This window comes from Marinobacter lipolyticus SM19 (assembly GCF_000397065.2).
Classification (GTDB): domain Bacteria; phylum Pseudomonadota; class Gammaproteobacteria; order Pseudomonadales; family Oleiphilaceae; genus Marinobacter; species Marinobacter lipolyticus.
The window spans coordinates 145,279-165,930 of record NZ_KE007325.1 but is presented as its reverse complement, the minus strand read 5'-3'; the positions used below and the strand labels follow the sequence as shown (position 1 = coordinate 165,930).

Below are 20,652 nucleotides of genomic sequence, written 5' to 3'. Positions count from 1 at the left end.
TCTACCTAATAGGGTTGCATTTTAAAACCAGATTAAATAAGGTTGCTTAAAGAAACCAGATTAATGAGGTTGCGATCTACTATGAGCATGAATCTTGGCCCCCTGTTCAACCCTTTTGAGACCCACAACCTGAAGCTGCGCAACCGCGTTGCCATGGCCCCGATGACCCGCAATTTCTCGCCAGGTAATGCGCCGAGCCAGGAGGTCGTGGACTATTATCGTCGTCGCGCCGAAGGTGGCGTGGGGCTGTTGATCACCGAAGGCACTACCGTGAACCACCCCGGCGCCAACGGTTACCCGAACGTGCCGTTTTTCCACGGCGATAAAGCCCTTGCCGGCTGGAAGGATGTTGTCGATGCGGTTCATGACGCCGGCGGTGCCATCTTCCCGCAGCTGTGGCACGTGGGCGCGGTCCGTAAGGAAGGCGTAGAACCGGATCCCTCAGTACCCGGTTTCAGTCCTTCCGGATTGTTTGCGCCGGGCAAGCCCAATGGCAAGACCATGAGCAAGGGTGATATCGACGATGTGATCACGGCATTTGCCGATGCCGCCCAGGATGCGAAAGCCCTGGGTTTTGACGGTGTCGAGATCCACGGCGCCCATGGTTACCTGCTTGACCAGTTCCTGTGGGAAGGCACCAACCAGCGCGACGATGAATACGGTGGCAGCCTGGAAAACCGCTTGCGTTTCGTGGTCGAGATTGTTGAAGCCGTTCGCTTCCGTGTGGGGCCGGATTTCCCGATCATGCTGCGTTTCTCTCAATGGAAGCAGCAGGATTACGAGGCGAAGCTGGTTAATACGCCGGAGGAACTGGAGCAATTCCTCAATCCGCTGGTGGACGCCGGTGTGGATATTTTTCATGCCTCTACCCGTCGGTTCTGGGAGCCGGAGTTTGAAGGCTCCGACCTCAACCTGGCCGGATGGACCCAGAAGCTGTCCGGAAAGCCGACCATGTCCGTGGGTAGCGTGGGTCTGACCGAAGATTTCATTAGCGGTACCTTCGCCAGCAAGAAGGAAGCGGTGGAGCAGGCCGGCATCGATGAACTGGTGGAACGCATGAACAACCACGAGTTCGAACTGATCGCCGTTGGCCGCGCCCTGCTGCAGGACCCGGAATGGCTGGTGAAAGTGAAGGAAGGTCGATTGAATGAAGTGGAAGCTTTTGCGAAGAAGTCGCTGGCAAAGCTTTACTGAGTCTTCGATGCGTTGACGATCGGCCCCGGCTAATCCCCGGGGCTTTTTTGCGTCTGTCCTTGCTGTAATTTAAGCTGATCTTAAAACCCGTATGATTGATGTTTCGATCATCAACAGAAGGGATACACCATGGGGAGAGTCACCTCTTTTCCTGCCATTGTTCTGGTTGCCTTGTCGTTAATTGTTGCTGGCTGTGCCACCGTCGGCCAAGACTTTCCTACCCATAACGTCGACCAGATAGAGATCGGGGAAACCACCCGGACAGAAATCCAGGAGCTGTTTGGCGAACCCTGGCGCACCGGCATTGAAGATGGCAAGCGAACCTGGACATACGGCAAATATCGCTGGTCCGCCTTTGGTGACGCGGAAACAACAGACCTGGTGGTGCGTTTCAATCCGGACGGAACGGTTTCTTCCTACGTATACAACACTACCGAATAAGTGCCAGGGACTCCGGAGGCTGGGCTTATGGATGACCAGAGTGACCCGGCTAATATAGTGCAGTTACTGGACCGGCTGGAGGCTGTGGCGGCCAATCGTTCCCACGTGTCCATCGGTGAAATGATGGATGCGATCGGGCGCAGGACGTTCGGGCCGGTGGTGCTTCTGGTGGGGCTTATCCTGGTGACCCCCCTCAGTGGTGTGCCAGGAATACCGACGCTGATGGGCTTGCTCACCCTGCTGACCCTGGGTCAGGTTCTGATCGGACGCAAACGATTCTGGTTGCCGGGCTGGCTGGTGAAGCGGAAGGTGTCGCACCGGAAGCTTCTGCAGGGCCTGAAACTGTTGCGTCCAGCCGCCGGAAAGATTGACCGCCTGATCCGCCCACGGCTAACCGTGTTGGTCAAGGGACCAGGGCTTTATATGATGGCACTGGGTTGTATGGTGATAGCCGTGGTGATGCCTGCGACCGAAATTGTACCGTTCAGCTCAAGTATTGCCGGTGTTGCCCTTGTGTTCTTTGGCCTGACGATGATCTCCAGGGACGGCCTGCTGGCCCTGTTCGCCTGGGGGATTTCATTGACCGGCCCGATCATGCTGGTTCGCAACCTGGGTGGCTGAGATCCTGCGTGATCGGGCTGACGGACACATTGCATATTGGCCTGGGCTGTCAGGTGCGTAATCCCCCCACCAGCTTATCGATGCTGTCCTTGGCGTCGCCGAACAGCATGAGCGTGTTGTCCTTGAAGAACAGCGGGTTCTCCACACCGGAATAGCCCGTGGCCATGCCGCGCTTGAGGACGACCACCTGCCGGGCTTTCCACACCTCCAGCACCGGCATGCCGGCAATGGGGCTGCCGGGATCTTCGGCGGCGGCCGGATTCACGGTGTCGTTGGCACCGATCACCAGCACCATGTCGGTGTCGGGGAAATCGGCGTTGATCTCGTCCATTTCCAGCACGATGTCATAGGGCACGTGGGCTTCCGCCAGCAACACGTTCATGTGTCCGGGCAGACGACCGGCCACCGGGTGGATGCCGAAGCGCACGTTCACACCTCGATCCCGCAAAATCCGGGTCATATCACTGACCCCATTCTGGGCCTGGGCCACCGCCATGCCGTAACCGGGCACGATAATGACCGATTCGGCATTACGCAGCTCCTCGCAGACTTCATCGACACTGGATTCATGAACCGTCTGGTCGGGGTCCGCCGCGCTGGCACTGCTGGTGGTCTGGCCAAATCCACCCAGGATGACACTGATGAACGACCGGTTCATGGCCTTGCACATGATGTAGCTGAGGATGGCACCGCTGCTACCCACCAGCGCACCGGTGACGATCAGCAGGTCGTTGCCCAGCATGAATCCGATGGAGGCGGCGGCCCACCCGGAATAACTGTTGAGCATGGACACCACCACTGGCATGTCAGCACCGCCGATGGCCATGATCAGGTGAACGCCGAGTACCGAGGCAATAGCGGTCATCAGCACCAGAGAGATCAGCCCCAGTGCCATGCTGTCCGTTCCGAGGAACCAGGCCCCCAGCAACACGCAGACGATAACCGCCACCAGGTTCATCAGGTGGCGGCCGGGCAGGGTGAGGGCCTTGCTGTCAATGCGCCCGTCCAGCTTGCCGCAGGCCACAAGAGACCCGGTGAAGGTCACCGCACCGATGAAGATACCGACGAACACTTCCACCAGCTTGATGGTGTGTTCCGCGCCCGTCGTGGCGATCAGTGGCTCGATATAGCCGGAGAAGCCAACCAGCACTGCCGCAAGGCCCACAAAACTGTGGAGCAGGGCAACCAGTTGCGGCATCTGGGTCATTTCCACCTTGTTGGCGATGGGGATACCAATGCCGGCGCCTATCAGCACCGCAATCACAATGGCGATGATGCCGCCATCACCCACGCTGGCAAGGGTGGCTCCCACCGCGATGATGATGCCGGCAACGCCGTAGAGATTACCGCGCCGTGCCGATTCCTGGTGGCTGAGGCCACCCAGGCTGAGGATAAAACAGATACTTGCGACCACGTAGGCCACGCTCACCAATCCTGTGCTCATATCGGGCGTCTCCTACTTACGGAACATTTTGAGCATGCGATGGGTGACCCGGAAGCCGCCCCCTACGTTGATGCTGGCAATCAGCACCGCGATAAAGGCCATGATGCCGACAGCAATGTTCGCCGCCTGGGCCAGATGCAGAATGGCACCGATGACAATGATGCCACTGATGGCGTTGGTCACACTCATCAGGGGAGTGTGCAGGGACGGAGTCACGTTCCAGATCACCTGCCAGCCGATAAAGCAGGCCAGTACGAACACCGTAAAGTGTTGCAGGAAGCTTTCCGGCGCGTGGGCGCCCACCCCGTAAAGCGCCAGGACCGTCACGATCAGCAGGGCTCCTTTGCCAATCAGGCTGCGACGGTCGGCGTCTTTTTTGGCCGCCGCCATGTCAGCAGCCGACGGTTCCTCTGTGCCCGGCGGCGGTGCGGGACTGACCGGAGCCTCCGGTTGGGGGGGCGGCCAGGTAATGTCGTGTTCTCGCACAACGGTGAGACCGCGGATGACATCGTCGTCCATATTGACCTGGGGCTGGCCGTCCTTCTCCGGAGTCAGTTCGGTGAGCAGATGCACCAGGTTGGTGGCGTAGAGATCGCTGGCCACCTTGGCCATACGGCTCGGCAGGTCGGTGTAGCCGATCAGTGTTACGCCGTGCTGATGGGCGACCTTGCCGGGTTCCGTCAGTTCGCAGTTGCCGCCGCGTTCCGACGCCAGATCGACAATCACGCTGCCCGGCTTCATGGTTTTCACCATGTCGGCGGTGATCAGTTTCGGCGCAGGCTTGCCGGGAATCAGAGCGGTGGTGATGATGATATCCACCTCTTTAGCCTGCTCTGCGAACAGCGCCATCTCCGCCTTGATGAACTCGTCGCTCATTTGCTTGGCGTAGCCGCCACTGCCGCTGCCTTCCTCGTCCCCGAAATCCAACTCCAGGAATTCGGCGCCCATGCTTTCGACCTGTTCCTTCACCTCCAGCCGTGTATCAAACGCCCGCACGATAGCGCCCATGCTGTTGGCGGCGCCAATTGCCGCAAGGCCAGCCACACCGGCACCGATCACCATGATCTTCGCCGGTGGGACCTTGCCCGCTGCGGTCACCTGTCCGGTAAAAAAACGCCCGAAATTATTAGCCGCCTCAATCACCGCCCGATAGCCGGCAATATTGGCCATGGCGCTGAGGGCATCCATCTTCTGGGCACGACTGATGCGGGGCAGGCTGTCGATGGCAAATGAGGTAATCTTTCTGGCGGCCAGTTTCTCCAGCAGCTCCGGGTTTTGCGCCGGCCAGATATAACTGACCAGAAACGCCCCTTCCTTCATCAGGTCGACTTCGTGCTTGCCCAGCGCGGGATTCTCCATGGGGGCGCGAACCTTGAGGATGAAGTCCACTTCCTGCCACAGCGAAGAAGTATCGGTCGCTATGGCCGCGCCTACCTTCTCGTAGGCATCGTCGGAATAATTCGCGGCCTCGCCGGCACCAGCCTCAACGACCACGTCATAGCCGAGCCCAATCAACTTGTGCACGGAGGGCGGCGTGGCCGCTACCCGTCGTTCATTCTCGAAAATTTCCCTGGGGATACCGATTTGCATGGTTGGGATGTCCTCCGGATTGCCCGATGAACCAGTTGTCTGGATATCCACATACTAGTTCAAGCTGGCGAAATTGCCCGGAATACTCCAAAAAAACGGCAGGTTACCCCACTCGTGAGGAGGGCTTTTTCACAAGGGTTTCAATGTCACCCTGGGACAGATTATCCAGCATTGCGCCTCGGAACTGCCGGTTAATAAAGCGCTCGGTTTCCCGCTGAATGGTCTCTCGCTGCTCCGGCTTTTCAATGTAATCCATGGCCCGGAACAGAATGTAACGAATGGTCATGCGGGAAATTTCATGGATGGTCTCCGGCGGCACGGCATTGACCAGTTGCCGTTCGATAATGTCCTCCGCCATTTCCCGGGCACTGGCATTGAGCTGGGCTTCCAGGGCCTTGCGTAACAGCGGAGAGGGACCATGAAGTTCCCGCACCGCGACAGTTGTTGCGGCGGGGTTCGCGAGGAAGTAGTGATACACGTAAGTCACGGTATCGCGGGAAGCCTGCTCCGAGGATTCTGCCATTTGCCGGAGTTCCCGCACGCCGGACTTCATGTCGGCAGCGATGTACCCCAATACCTGTAGCCCGAACTCGTCCAGGTTCTTGAAGTGGCGGTAAAAGGTATTCGGGTTCAGTCCGGCTTCACGAGCCAGCTCCCGCAGCCCCAGCGATGTCAGGCTGCGACTTTCGGTAATCAGCCGAAGGCCGGCTTGTACCAGCTTCAGCTTTCCCCCGGTCAAAACGTTCATGCGATTTCCACCCAAAGTTATTGGTCTGGTTGGGCGGGCAGGGCTGCCGAAAATGCTCGTAGCCAGGGATGGCGAAGAGCAAGCGTACACGGACGTACTTGCAGCGGTTTTCGGAAGCCCTGCCCGCCCAACCAGACCCTCCCGCGAAGTCCGGAAGACGGGACAATCAGTTGTCACGTAAGGCCAATGGACCATTTTCCGATGAAACGGAGTATACAGCTGTCTACTTCCTTGTGTATACATGTGTATACCGTCAAACATCATGGCGAAACAGACAACAACAGGCAAGGCCAGATGGCCAGCGAACAACGAGGTAGAGTTATGAGTCAGTCAGCACAAATTGCCATTATCGGCACCGGATTCTCCGGCCTGGGCATGGGCATCAAGCTCAAAGAAGCCGGTTATGACAACTTCGTGATTCTCGAGCAAAGCGACGATGTCGGTGGCACCTGGCACGAAAACCACTACCCGGGTTGCGCCTGTGACGTGCAGTCTGCGCTTTACTCCTTCTCGTTCGAACAGAACCCGAACTGGAGCCGCATGTTCGCGCAGCAGAAAGAAATCCAGGCTTACCTGCGCCAGTGTGCTGAAAAGTACGACCTGATGAAGCACGTGCGTCTGAACACCCACGTGGCGGGCGCCAAATTTGATGAGAAGACCCAGAGCTGGACCGTCGAAACCTGCGACAGCCCCAAACTGTGGGCCTACATGCAGGAAAAAGGTCTCAACCCCGGTGATAAGCTGGACCGTTCCGACGAGGATCTGCCGGCATTCAGCACCCTGAAAGCCGACGTCGTCGTGTCCGGCATGGGCGGTCTGAGCACCCCGGCCTACCCGAACATCAAGGGTATCGAAACCTTTACCGGCAAGAGCTTCCACTCCCAGGACTGGGACCACAGCTACGACTTCAAAGGCAAGCGTGTGGCGGTGATTGGTACCGGCGCCTCCGCCATCCAGTTTGTACCGGAAGTGGCCAAAGATGCCGGTCATCTGGATCTGTACCAGCGTACGCCGCCGTGGATTGTACCCAAGCCGGACCGCGAGATCCGTCCGCTGGAAAAGCTGATGTTCCGCAAGTTCCCGCAGACCCTGAACGCCTTCCGCCAGAGTATCTACTGGACCCTGGAAGCTCGGGTACTGGGCTTTGTGGGCAACCCGCGCATCCTCAAGATCGGTGAGCTGCAGGCCCGTCGCCACATCCGCAGCCAGATCAAGGACAAGGAACTGCGCAAGAAAGTGACCCCGGATTTCCACTTCGGCTGCAAGCGGGTACTGATCTCCAACAACTACTACCCGGCACTGGCCCAGGACAACGTGGACGTGCTCACCGACGGCATCCGTGAAGTGCGCGGTAATGTCATCGTCGACAATAACGGCAACGAGCGGGAAGTGGACTGCATCATCTACGGCACCGGCTTCAAGGCCCAGGACCCGGTTCCTGCCGGCATGGTCTCCGGTCGTAACGGCCAGGACCTGCTGGACGCCTGGAAAGACGGCGCGGAAGCCTACAAGGGCAGCACCATCAACGGCTTCCCCAACTTCTTTATGCTGATGGGCCCCAACACCGGCCTCGGCCACAGCTCCATGGTCTACATGATCGAGAGCCAGATCCAGTACGTGCTGGATGCACTGAAGAAGATGGACAAGCACGGCTGGAAGAGCGTGGAAGTGAAGGAAGACGCCCTGAGCCAATACAACGCCTCCATTCACGCCAAGCTTGGCGACTCCGTCTGGCAGACCGGCTGTAAGAGCTGGTACGTGAATGAAAACGGCAAGAACACAACCCTGTGGCCGGGCTTCACCTGGCAGTTCCGCCAGCAGACGAAGCGGTTTGATGCGGGGCAGTATGTGTGTGTTGAGGGTGCTCCGGTGGTCGACGAAGCGGCCGCTGTAACTGCCTAGGAATAAAATCAGGGAGGCCATTGGTTGGCCTCCCTGAATGTAAAACATCGTAAAATAATTAAAAAACATTAACCAAATCATAGAGAACTGACACGCACTTCCTATACTGCCTCCCCTAAATTGGTAGTTATGCACGCGCTGTGCATACAACGGGACAAGGAAGTTGTGATGTATAAGTACGTCTTGGGGCTGGCGTTCGCTTGGGTAGTTACGTCTTTAGGTACTGTGAATGCAGAGTCGTTCCGGGAGACGGACGATATAGTCATCAGCCCTGACTTCTGCTCCCTCTATCCCATCGCCGTTTCCGATTCAGTGCTGGCCTCGGCAACAATGGGCCAAACCTTCCAGAACATTCCAACAGGCACGGGCCCCGGCAACTTCAGTTGGCTGTCCTGGCAGGGAAGCAACAACGCCAATACCCTGGCCGATGCCCTCGTTCCTCCTGGTACCAGCAACAACTACCGTAACCCGCTCAACGCCTCCGACACACAACTGAATGTTGGTGACTGGGTGGAAGGTGGTCCTGGCGTCAAGAACAGCAAGGCCATCCGCTCGAACCTTGACGCACTTCTGGACTACAACATTATCGTGCCGGTTTGGGGGGACGTGGACGGTCAGGGCGCTCGCTTTAACTACGAGACTGTGCGCTTTGCTGTCATTCGACTGAACGACTATGCCCTCAGTGGAAAGGGTTATATCAGCTTTACCTTTGAGCGATATACACGCTGCTACAATCATCGCCCCGAATCCCTCGACAGCCACATCACCACGCCGGAAGACACGCCGGTTGAATTCGAACTGCAGGCTCAGGATGCGGACAGTGATGCGCTGACATACGAAATACTCGTGCAGCCCCAGCACGGGAAAATCGCACAGTCGGGCTCCCGGGTTACCTATACACCCGACGCCAATTTTTATGGAAACGACAGCCTGCAGTTCCGGGTACACGACGGCGAGCAGCTTTCCGGTACCGCTACCGTCAGCCTCGAGGTGCTGCCCGTCAACGATGCGCCAACGGCTCAGGATGTCTTTGCCGAAACCGAAGGTGGGAACGCCGTATCAGTCACCCTTGTGGGGGAAGACATCGACAGCGAGCCTCTTGCGTACCGGCTGCTTGAAGAGCCCGCCCATGGTCAGTTCACCGGGGATGCCCCGGGGTTGGTGTATACCCCGGATCCCCGCTTCGAGGGTTTGGAAGTACTGACTTACGAGGTTTCTGACGGCGAGCTTCAGGCCACGGCAACCATCACCATCAATGTTATTCAGCCGAATCTGCCGCCGGTAATCACCAGCCCACCGGTGGTCACTACGCCGGAGAACGCGAACTACAGCTATCCCGTAGCCGCGGAAGATCCTAACGAAGACGAACTGACCCATACCCTGGATCGTGGGCCGGAAGGAATGACCATCGACCCGGCTTCCGGGGTGATTCATTGGCTGCCCCAGGCGGAATTCACGCAATCGGTACCGACCTTCAACCAGCAGTGCTATGTGGTGCCAAGCGGAAGCGTGAAAGTCTATGAAGAGGGTGATGATGCCTCAGGGGTGAGTTATATCGCGCCACTGTTCCACCGTGTGAAGACCGCGGTTGCGGATGCTGGCAGCTATGTGGCGCCCCAGTCGGTGGCCTGGCACAAAAGGAACCGATGCCTGGGCTGCCACATCCAGACCCAAAGCCTGCTGGGAATGCAGTCCTCGAAAGCCAAGGCCGATGTGGATGAAGAGGCCGCGGAATATCTGCTGACTGAAATTCTCTCCAGTCAGTTGAGTGATGGCTCCATTCGCCGGTCGCATCCCAATTATGCGAAGAACCAGACGGCGTTTGCACTGTGGGCACTTAACGCGGTACCCGAGCGGGATCGGACCTTCCTGGTTCGCCAGAAAGGATTGGATTTTTTCGCTGATCGCGTCACGGTCAGTGGTAACAGGGCGTACTGGACAACAGACCATAACAGCGGGTGGCTAAGGGAATCCCTTGGAATCACCGCCCTGGTCAGTCAGGCGGCAGCGGGATTCATCAATGATCTCGCTGAATTGGACAATCAATCATCGGGTCAGCTTGAAGTCGCCGATACCTACCGAATGTTGATGCCGGCGTTGGCGGAACACCTGCTGGCAGGTTTGAACTCGAGTGAAAACGACAGCTTGCGACGGGTATTCCGCCTTGTGGGCCTGGCTGAAATTGAACCTTTTATTGACGGTGACGACCTACGGTCCCGAATCTCCGCTGCCATTGTTCTGCTCGATCAGCAACTCCGCGAACGTCAGCGTGAAGACGGTGGCTGGTCACGCTACCACTCCGGCAGCCAGAGTGATCCGCTGACGTCGGCCTGGGTGGGGCTGGCCCTTGACTATCAGGACCCGGCGCTGACCGACCCGGTGGTTCTGGGGAATATCGAATACCTGCTGGAAAGCCAACAGGCCGGTGGTACCTGGGACACGACCAGTGGTCTGTTCAGCACCAAACTGGCGACCACCAGTCTGGTCATGGCTTACCTTCCCGTTGCCCTGGACCACCTGGGCAATCCGGACGTCCGCCTTGGCCATGTCTCCCTGGCCGAAGGCGACAGTGGTGTGCATGAGTTGAGTGTTGAGCTCTCTAACCTCGGGCTTGCAGATATTCGCATGCCGCTGGATGTGTCCTTCTACGCTGGCCAGCCTGAGGATGGTCAGTTCCTTGGCTCTGCCCAGGTAACCAGCCTGAGCAGTGACACCAGGTCCACTCCCAAAATCCTGGTCAGTGACGATGCGCTGACCGACGACATCTCCGTGGTGCTTAACCCCGGCGCGGCCATCGAAGAGTGCCAGATCAATAACAACGTCACCCGTGCCGCCTTCGTGCGTCACCACGTGTCCGACCCCGACGGTTTGACTGACACCCAGCTCTACACCCTGAATGTAGAGGATGTGAACGAAGCGCCGGTGATCGACAGCGAACCACAGACGGTACTGCAGGGCGGCCAGTCCTTTGAGTACCAGGTTGAGGTGTCCGACACCGATGTGGGCGATGCCCATACCTTCGAAATCGTATCCGGACCGGAAGGCCTATACCTGGATGAGCGTACGGGTCGCTTCACGTCGGCACCGGGCGGGATTGCGCCGGGTGAGTATGAGATTGTGGTCCTGGTCACCGACTTGCGGGGCGCCACGAGCGAGCAGACCTTTACCCTGGTTATCCATGAAAACCTTCCGCCGGAGATTGTTACGCCACCGGTACTTGTCGGGGATGAGAGTAGTGGCTACCGCTATGACGTCGATGCTGCCGATCCCAACGAGGGTGATGTCCTGCGTTACGGGTATGAAATCGCCCCAGATGGGTTGCTAATAGACATCGAGGACGGCGTTGCGAAATGGGAGTCAGTGGAACCATATGTCGAGGGTAAAGCTGACGACAATTTATTCTGTATGGCGGATCCAATTGAAAGTAGCGAGGGCGCTATAGCGCCAAGCGTGAAATGGCACTACAACACCATGGATGTCCTTAGCGTGCCTTCAGTTGCACCTCTCTTCGATTCAAATGGAGACGGTTTATATAACGAGTTAGACGATCCTATTGTAGTGGCTAACGCATATTCTGGCTTTGTGGACAGTGCTACAGGCAGATTGGTCGCTTTGGATGGTAAAACCGGGGCGGTAATCTGGACATCTTCAAGGAATGTCAAAGCAAGCTCGAATATTGCGGTTGCAAATATCCAAGGGGATAGCGCTCCGGAAATACTCCACTATACATCTGATGGTTATGTAAGGGCGGCGGATAATTCGGGAAATACACTCTGGGTCAACAAAGACCGCCGAGTCTCAGGCAGGTACAACTACGGTGCCATTAATGTTGCGGACCTTAATGGTGATGGGCAGCCGGAGGTTCTCGCCAGGGACTGGGTATTAAATGCGCAAGGTCAATTACTTTGGTCCGCGTCAGATACGCCTTGGCATAGGGCCTCTTCCTATGCTGCAGATGTGGATATGGATGGACTCCAGGAAGTCATAATTGGCGGGTACATTTTCAAGGAGGATGGGGAATTATTTGGCCAGCCGTTATCGAGGAGCGCGCTAACCGCCCTTGCCAACTTTGACGAGGATGACTCTCCTGAAATTGTTGGTGTGGCCGGCGGTGTGGTTTCCTTAGCAAAAATCGATGGAACGCTGATTTGGGAAAGTGCGATCCCAGGTGGAGGCGGTGGGTCGCCAACTGTCGCTGATGTTGATGGTGATGGTAAGCCAGAGATCGGTGTTGCCGGTCGCTCAAGCTATTTGGTTTTCGATACCGATGGCACTGTCCTCTGGGCGAAGACCACGCACGACTACAGTTCAAAAACTACGGGTTCAACGGTCTTTGACTTTGATGCCGATGGCAACGCTGAAATTGTCTACGCCGATGAACGAAAGCTGCGTGTATATGATGGGAAAACCGGTGCGGTTAAGTTTTCTACCGTCAACTATTCTGCCACGGCAGCCGAGTATCCGGTGGTAGCGGATATCGATTCCGATGGTCACGCCGAAATATTGGTCAGCTCGGATAATGGCAGCACCCTCGGATTAAGGGCAATCGAGGATGCCAACGATTCTTGGGCACCGACTCGGCATTTGTGGAATCAATATAACTACCACATCGACAATATAAATGATGATTTAACTGTGCCAACGAGCCCGGTTAAGAGTTGGCTGACACATAACACTTTCCGTTTAAATTCCTTCCCCGACCGTCCCTCATTGGGATTGCCTGACCTTGCTGTTCATGGGATTACTTACGCTGAAGACAGCAAGGAAGTATCCGTTGTTGTAAAAAACAGAGGGTTGGCCCCGGTTAATCAGCCATTTGATGTCAAATTCACTCATGAGCACTTCTGGAGTGGTGGCACGGAGTTAGGTGCCCAAACTGTGCCCTCGCTAAGACACGGCGAAGAAGTAGTACTGACCCTTGCCGTAGATGATGCGGAGATAGTGGACAGCTTGAGAGTCGATCTTACTGTTCCTGGAGAAGTTGTTGAATGCGTTTCCAACAACAATAGTGCCCGGGCGGCTATCTTGACGGTTCAGGCCTTTGATGAGGCAGGTCTCTTTGATGATCAAAAGTTTGCGGTCTCCATAAAGGATGTGAACGACCACCCGGAAATTTCGTCGGCGGCAAGTGGGCAGGCCTTTGTAGGATTGGACTTTGAACTGCCGATCGAAGTTTCCGATCCAGACATAGGTGACAGTTTCAGGTACAGCATTGTTGGTGCGCCGGCGGGTGTCGAGATAACACCATACTCTGGGAAGCTTTCCGGAAAGCTCGCTGACGAAGGCGTTCATACCTTTACCGTTCAAGCTGAAGACTTGTCCGGAAGCCTCGCTGAACAAACCTATGTACTCACGGTAACACCACCAGATAATACGGCACCGATCATTGATTCTGAGCCAGCGGGTTCAGTCATCGCTGGCCAGAACTACCAGTACAATGTTGTGGCAACAGATCCGGATGGTGATGAAGTCGTATACCTGCTCAGTCGCTCCCAACCTGGAATGACAATTGATGGCGTAAGCGGCCGGATTTCGTGGACGCCGTCCATAGATCTGTCAGGAACGTTCCCAGCCGAAGTGACGGCGCTGGATACCCGTGGCGCATCTACAAAGCAGTATTTCCTGATAGAAGTACTGAATCCCAATGATGCTAACCAGCCACCCACCATCACCAGCACCCCTGGTGGCGCCGTCTATGCTGGCCAGCTGTTCGATTACCAGGTGACCGCCAACGACCCGGATGGGGATACCCTGACCTACTCCCTCGCAACGTCTGAATCCGGTATGACCATCGCCGCCGATGGCCTGTTCTCCTGGCTACCAGGATCTGAATGGATCGGCGACACCGCCATCGTTGAAATCCTGGTCAGTGATGGCCGTGGCGGCGAAGCGCGGCAGAAGCTCACACTGCCGGTCAACGAAAGCGCAAACCATCCGCCCCAGTTCACCAGCACGCCGGAAACCCAGGCATTGGCGGGTTCTCCCTATGGTTATTCCATCGCAGCCACCGACAGCGATGGCGATGCCTTTACCTTCAGCCTCGACCAGTCGCCCAACGGCATGACCCTGACCGGCTCCCAGGTAAACTGGACGCCGGCGGACACCCAGGCCGGCAGCGTTCATGACGTGGTTGTCCGGGTCACCGACGCCCGTGGAGCGGCATCCACCCAGAGCTTTGGTATTGCAGTCAACGCGCCGGCGGAGTCCAACGAGGCCCCGGAAATCAGCAGTATTCCCACATCCCCGGCCTTTGTGGGTGAAGAGTACCAGTACGATGTGATCGCCCGGGATGCCGACGGCGATGCGCTGACCTACACACTGGAAGCTGCCCCATCGGGCATGACGCTCAACTCGACCGGCCAGGTTCGCTGGACCCCGGGAAGCGATCAGGTGGCCGCCCATGCCGTGCGCATCCGGGTCTCCGATGGCAAGGCCTACGCCACCCAGAGTTTCACCCTGGATGCGGTGGAAGCCAGTGATAACAGTTACCCGGACATCACCAGCCGGCCGAACACGCAGGCCGTGGCCGGTGAAACCTACCAGTACCAGTTGGTAGCAACCGACGCTGACGGCGATGAGCTGACCTACGGCGCCATGGTCCAGCCGGATGGTATGGAGGTGGACGCCTCCGGGCTGGTCACCTGGACACCGACCCTGGACCAGATCGGTATCCATGATGTGTCCTACTTCGCCGATGATGGCAAGGGCCGGACGCTGCAGAACACCAGTATCAAGGTTCAGGAAGAGCCCTTGCCGCTGTCGGCCACCCTGCTGGTCACGCCGGACAGCGTGAACGCCGGCGACACGGTCACCATCGATATCTTTACCGACGGTGGTCGAGGGGAGATCAGTCAGTCCGTGGACGTGGATGGCCAGCCCCTGACCCTCAACCCCTATGGCCGAGCTACCTGGACCGCCAGCGGCACCGGCCGTCATACCGTCACCGCCACGGTATCCGATGCCGAGACCACGGTGACGGAGGTGGCTTACGTCACCATCCGTGATGACAGCGATACCGTGGCGCCAGTGGTTACACTGGAAGGCCCGGAAAGCGGAGCCATAGTCACTGCGCCAACGGACATCATCGCCACCGTCCAGGACGACAACCTGGCAATCTATGAAGTGTTGATCAGCCCGAAGGGTGAGAGCGAGTGGCAGACCATCGCGGAAGGCTCAACCAGCCAGGTATCCGCGCCGGTGGCTACCTTTGATCCCAGCCTGCTGATGAACGGCCAGTACGATCTGGCCATCCTGGCGGTGGACGTCAACGGCCTGTCCGGTTCCGACATGATGTCCCTGCAGGTGGAAGGCGACCTCAAGGTGGGCAATTTCAGCATCACCCTGGAAGACCTGTCGATTCCGGTGGCGGGCATCCCCATCCGGGTCACCCGAACCTACGACAGCCGCCAGCGTTTTGAGGCGCTGGACTTCGGGCAAGGCTGGAGCATCGGCTACCAGGACGCCAAGGTGGAAGAGTCCCGTACGCTGGGCAGTTACTGGACCGTTAACCAGTACAAGCGCGGGCCGCTGAACCTGATCACCGACTTCTGTGTCGAGCCCCTCGGTGCCCCGGTGGTAACCGTCACCCTGCCGACCGGCGACGTCGAACGCTTCGAAGTGGGCGCTTCGCCGAGCTGCAACACTTACCAGGTCATCAAGGACGTCACTCTGGACTTCAAGCCGGTGGGAGATACCCAGTCCACCCTGAAGGCCCTGGACGACAGTTCGGCAAGGTATGAGGGCGGCACCCTGCTGGAAACCGGCACCTTCTCCGGCCCGGTGGATCCGACCCGTTACCTGCTGACCACCCAGGCCGGCTACGCCTATACCCTCAACCAGGATTTCGGCATCGAGAAGGTGGTGGACCCCAACGGCCACACCCTGAGGTACACCAACGACGGAATCTTCCACTCCAGTGGCAAGGCGGTGACCTTCCAGCGGGACAGCAACGGCCGCATCAAGGCCATCACCACGCCCAACGGTGACCAATTGAGCTACCTGTACGACGGCGACAACAACCTGGTCAGCAGTGCCGACGCCCAGGGCAACGCCACCGAATACACCTACAACCGTAACCACGGCTTGCTGGACATCATCGACCCGCTAGGCCGCACCCTGGTCCGCAACATCTACGACGAGAGTGGACGGCTGATTGTCCAGGAAGACAGCGACGGCAACCGCACGGACTTCAACCACGACATTGAGGGCCGTCAGTCCGTGGTCACCGACCGCAATGGCAACACCACGCTGTACTACTACGATGACCGGGGCAACGTTACCACCAAGGTGGATGCGGCCGGCCATAGCTGGAACTACACCTACGACGAACGCGGCAACCAGCTGGGTCAGGTGGATCCGCTTGGCAACGTCACCACCGCCAGCTTCGACGAGCGCAACAACCAGCTCACCCAGACTGACGCTCTCGGCAATACGGTAGCGTTCAGCTACGACAGACGTGGCCAGGAACTGACCATTGCCGACGCCCGTGGCAACGTCTACCGGAACAGCTACGACAGCGTGGGTAACCTGTTGACCGTGACCGACCCGGACGGCAACGTGGCGGGCAACAACATCAACGCCCAGGGGCTGGTGTCCAAGACCGTGGATGTGGCAGGCAACGCCACCACCTACACCTACGATGAGGACGGCAACAAGCTCACCGAGACCAACCCCCTCGGCGAGACCACCCGCTACACCTACGATGCCAACGGCAACGTGCTGACCGAAACCCGGCCCCGCACCGTGAACGGCAGCGTGGTGGAGGAAACCACCGGGTACGTCTATGACGCCAATAACCGCGTTATCGAAACCCGCTATCCGGACGGCAGCACCACCGCCACGGAGTACGACGTGGCCGGTAACCAGGTGGCCACGGTCGATGCCCTGGGGCGGCGCACCGAATACAGCTACGACGCCTACGGCCGATTGACGGAAACCTACCACCCGGATGGCACCGCCGAGTACAAGACCTACGACGGCGAAGGCAACCTGCTGACCGAAACCGATCCGCTGGGCCGGACCACCCGCTACACCTACGACGGGTTGAACCGGGTTGTCCGTACCGATTATCCGGACGGCAGCCATACCTTGACCACCTACGATGCCGCAGGCCGCGTCACCGGTGAAACCGACGCCAACGGCAGCACCACCACCTACGAATACGACGCGGCGGGCCGTCGCACCGCCGTGGTGGATGCGCTGGGTAACCGTCACAGCTACGCCTATGACGCCGACGGCAACCTGGTCAGCGAGACCGACGCCAAGGGTCACACCACCGAGTACACCTACAATGCCCTCGACCAGCGGACCCAGACCCGCTACCACGACGGCACCACGGTGACCGAGAGCTTCGATGCCCTGGGCCGTCGCACCTCTCGCACCGACCAGAATGGCCGTACCACCCATTACGAGTACGACGCCCTCGGCCGCCTGACCAAGGTGACCGACGCCCTCGACGGGGTAACCACCTACACATACGACGAAGCCGGTAACAAGCTGACCCAGACCGATGCCGAAGGCCGCACCACACGGTGGACCTACGACAGCCAGGGCCGCGTGCTCAGCCGCACCCTGCCCATGGGCCAGACCGAAAGCTTCACCTACGACGCGGCTGGCAATCGCCTGAGCCATACCGACTTCAACGGCCAGACCACCACCTACAGCTACGACCTCAACCAGCGGCTGAGCCAGGTCACCTATGGCGACGGCACCACCGAAAGCTATACCTACGACGCCGTCGGCAACCGCCTGACCGCCACCACCCCGGAAGGCACCACGCGGTACAGCTACGATGCCCAGAACCGCCTGGTTGAAGAGGTCCAGCCCGACGGCTCGGTGCTGTCCTACGGCTACGACGCTGCTGGCAACCGGACCCAACTGGACGTCTCCGCCGGTGGCAGCACCACGTCCACCAGCTACAACTTCGATGCCCTGAACCGGCTGGAAGTGGTGACGGCCAGCCAGGGTCAGACCCTTTACACCTACGATGCGGTGGGCAACCGCGAGAGCGTCAGCTACCCCAGCGGCAACGTCACCCTGTACGACTACGACGCCTTGAACCGGCTGACCCGCCTCACCACCACGGATGCGGCGGACCAGATCCTGATGGACTATGCCTACACCCTGGACGCCACCGGCCGCCGCACCCAGGTGCAGGAGGCCCACAGCGGCCGCACCACCAGCTACAGCTACGACGAACTGTACCGCCTGACTGGCGAAACCATCGCCGACCCGGTCAATGGCAACCACAGCGCCGAATACCAGTTCGACAAGGTGGGCAACCGCACCTACAGCATCATTAACGGGGTGCATACCGCCTACAGCTACGACAACAACGACCGACTCACCCAGCAGGGCGGCGTCAGCTACAGCTACGACGCAAACGGCAACACCCTGACCGAGACCGAAGACGGCCAGGTAACCCACTACCGCTACGATGCCCGCGACAAGCTCATCGAAGTGGAAAAACCGGGCCTGACCGCCCGCTACGGCTACAATGCCGACGGTATCCGCACCCGCAAGACCGAGAACGGCATCACCACCCACTACGTGGTGGACAACAACCGGGACTACGCCCAGGTGCTGGCGGAGGTGACCAGCGGGACCGCCGAGGTGAGCTACACTTACGGCGATGACGTGGTCTCACAGACCCGTGCCGGCAGCGCCTCGTACTACCTGTATGACGGCCACGGCTCCACCCGGGCACTGGCGAGTGCGAGCGGCTCTTTAACAGACAGCTACGACTACGATGCGTTTGGGGTGTTGCTGAACAGTACTGGCGATACCGAGAACGTCTATCGGTATACCGGGGAGCAGTTGGACCCGAGTCTGGACCAGTACTATCTGCGGGCGCGGTATTACGACCAGAATAGTGGTCGGTTTACGCAGATGGATACGTGGCAAGGAAACAACCATGATCCGATAACTTTGCACAAATATTTGTACGCCAATGCTGACCCAGTCTCCTACAGGGACCCGACTGGTAAGTTCTCGTTGGGATCACTTGGCGCAGGAATAAATATCCAAGGAGTACTGGCAACGGCAAATTTTGCTAGTTCCGCCTACAGCATTTTCCAGATTGCAACGGGCGAAGAGGAGTTAACTGCCACGCAAGTTGGATCCAGGATCTTGTTTAATATGCTGGGTGGGGCAGCTGGCAAAGTTATTGGCTTGTTTGGTAAAAAGTTCGCTGACGACTTTAAGCGCGCCGGATGCTCAAGAAATAGTTTTACTGCGGAAACCCCTGTTCATACTGAGTCAGGCATTAAGTCTATCGAAGATGTAGCTATAGGCGATTTGGTTTGGGCAACGGATCCAGAGACTGGTGAAGCTGTTTTGAAGCCAGTTACTTATCTCATTCAAGGTGAGAGAGAGTACGAACTTTACTTAATCGAATTTGCTTCTGGAGAAAAAATAACCGCTACTGCTGATCATCCGTTCTTTTCAAATGGAGAGTGGATAAATGCCAAAAATTTGGAAGAGGGTGTAGGAGTATCTAGCCTTTCTGGGGATGATTTTGAAATAGTCATTTCTGTAGAAAAAGAGCTAAGGAAACAGAAAGTATTTAATATTACAGTTGACGAGGTGAATACCTTTCACGTTGGTGAAGCTGGATACCTTGTCCATAATACTAATATATTCTGTTCACCTAATATAACGGCAGTTTTTCCAGAGCTAAAAATAAGAGGACTGGTTAGGAATAGAAATATTGATGATCTAACTGGCAGCGAAATTGCTAATGCGTTCGCTCAAACTGGATATAAGATCTCTAGTCACGCTATCGGAAGGATCAAACATCCTCGAACAAGAGATTTGGGATTCAATACTCTTAACGATATTGCAAAAATTATTAACCGTGGTGAAAAAATCGAAGATAGAGGAGATGTTGCCTTTATTTACAATGGGATGAAAGCGATAATCATTCCTGGAACCATGAAGATACGGACAATTCGACCGTTATAAAAGGGTGGACTTGATAGCTATGATTCTAAGGGCCAAAGGCAAAAGTTTTGAAATGGAGGTTCTTGGTTATGAGTTCCCAAGTGCAATCGATTATGATGATGCGAACTGGCTGAATATTAAGATTCAGGCTTCTGATAAAGATCAGTCTTGGGAAGCTAGTGATAGCTGCCTCCTTACATGCGAATTAATTGAGCTAAAGCAATGGTTAGAGAAAATTTCTAAAGGTAAGAAAGTTGATCCTCATATATCTTTTTTGGAGGGAGAGCTGGCCTTTGGGTTCAATAGCAATGATAATGAGCTGGTTGTTGAATTAAATTTCAATTTTCATCCAAAAGGTGATTCCTATAAATACGGGGATGAGGGTGACAAAAAATATTTAATCTCCTTTCCGATGGAGAAGGGAAATTTGCATGCTTACGAGTCCATTAATCGATTCTTGGAGAGTTATCCTGAGCGGTTAAAACAGTTCAAGAAGAGGTAAGGATCCTTAGAAGCCTGTTATTGCATAGCAAGAATCTGAGACTCGTCATCCAGCGGCAACGTTACCCTGTACGATTACGACGTCCTGACCCGGCTAACCCGCCTCACCATCACGGATGCGGCGGACCAGATCCGGGCGGACTACGCCTACACCCTGGACCCCACCGGCCGCCGCACCCAAGTGCAGGAGGCGCATAACGGCCGCACCATCAGCTACAGCTACGACGAGCTGTACCGCCTGACCGGCGAAACCATCACCGATCCGGTCAAC

General features: G+C 57.2%; 9 protein-coding genes. 6 read left to right on the top strand and 3 right to left on the bottom strand.

The window, feature by feature from the left end:
• The first annotated feature begins 81 nt into the window (after nucleotides 1-81).
• The 3 genes from MARLIPOL_RS10265 (at nucleotide 82) to MARLIPOL_RS10255 (ending at nucleotide 2,256) form a co-directional block, all read left to right on the top strand.
• Nucleotides 82-1,194, top strand: a complete 1,113-nt coding sequence (locus MARLIPOL_RS10265) for an NADH:flavin oxidoreductase (protein ID WP_012138015.1) — start codon at nucleotides 82-84, stop codon at nucleotides 1,192-1,194.
• A 129-nt stretch (nucleotides 1,195-1,323) separates the two neighbouring features.
• Nucleotides 1,324-1,635, top strand: a complete 312-nt coding sequence (gene bamE, locus MARLIPOL_RS10260) for an outer membrane protein assembly factor BamE domain-containing protein (protein WP_012138014.1) — start codon at nucleotides 1,324-1,326, stop codon at nucleotides 1,633-1,635.
• Nucleotides 1,636-1,662: 27 nt separating this feature from the next.
• The gene (locus MARLIPOL_RS10255; RefSeq protein WP_012138013.1) at nucleotides 1,663-2,256 is read left to right on the top strand and encodes an exopolysaccharide biosynthesis protein; all 594 of its coding nucleotides are present in this window, start codon (nucleotides 1,663-1,665) and stop codon (nucleotides 2,254-2,256) included.
• Nucleotides 2,257-2,305: 49 nt separating this feature from the next.
• On the opposite strand, the gene pntB is transcribed toward MARLIPOL_RS10255, so the two are convergent.
• From pntB to MARLIPOL_RS10240, 3 genes are all read right to left on the bottom strand, one after another.
• Nucleotides 2,306-3,700, bottom strand: a complete 1,395-nt coding sequence (gene pntB, locus MARLIPOL_RS10250; RefSeq protein ID WP_012138012.1) for a Re/Si-specific NAD(P)(+) transhydrogenase subunit beta — start codon at nucleotides 3,698-3,700, stop codon at nucleotides 2,306-2,308.
• Nucleotides 3,701-3,712: 12 nt separating this feature from the next.
• Complete coding sequence (locus MARLIPOL_RS10245; RefSeq protein WP_012138011.1) at nucleotides 3,713-5,290, bottom strand: Re/Si-specific NAD(P)(+) transhydrogenase subunit alpha; 1,578 nt, start codon at nucleotides 5,288-5,290, stop codon at nucleotides 3,713-3,715.
• Nucleotides 5,291-5,393: 103 nt separating this feature from the next.
• Nucleotides 5,394-6,038, bottom strand: a complete 645-nt coding sequence (locus MARLIPOL_RS10240) for a TetR family transcriptional regulator (protein WP_012138010.1) — start codon at nucleotides 6,036-6,038, stop codon at nucleotides 5,394-5,396.
• Nucleotides 6,039-6,359: 321 nt separating this feature from the next.
• Between MARLIPOL_RS10240 and MARLIPOL_RS10235 the strand changes: the two genes are divergently transcribed.
• From MARLIPOL_RS10235 to MARLIPOL_RS10225, 3 genes are all read left to right on the top strand, one after another.
• Nucleotides 6,360-7,940 (top strand): flavin-containing monooxygenase, encoded by a 1,581-nt coding sequence (locus MARLIPOL_RS10235; RefSeq protein WP_012138009.1) that lies wholly within the window; start codon nucleotides 6,360-6,362, stop codon nucleotides 7,938-7,940.
• Between the two features lie 168 nt (nucleotides 7,941-8,108).
• A complete protein-coding gene (locus MARLIPOL_RS18565) occupies nucleotides 8,109-19,901 on the top strand; it encodes a putative Ig domain-containing protein (protein WP_012138008.1) in 11,793 nt (3,930 codons plus the stop codon).
• 19 nt (nucleotides 19,902-19,920) lie between these two features.
• Complete coding sequence (locus tag MARLIPOL_RS10225; RefSeq protein ID WP_012138007.1) at nucleotides 19,921-20,382, top strand: WapI family immunity protein; 462 nt, start codon at nucleotides 19,921-19,923, stop codon at nucleotides 20,380-20,382.
• Nucleotides 20,383-20,652: the final 270 nt, after the last annotated feature.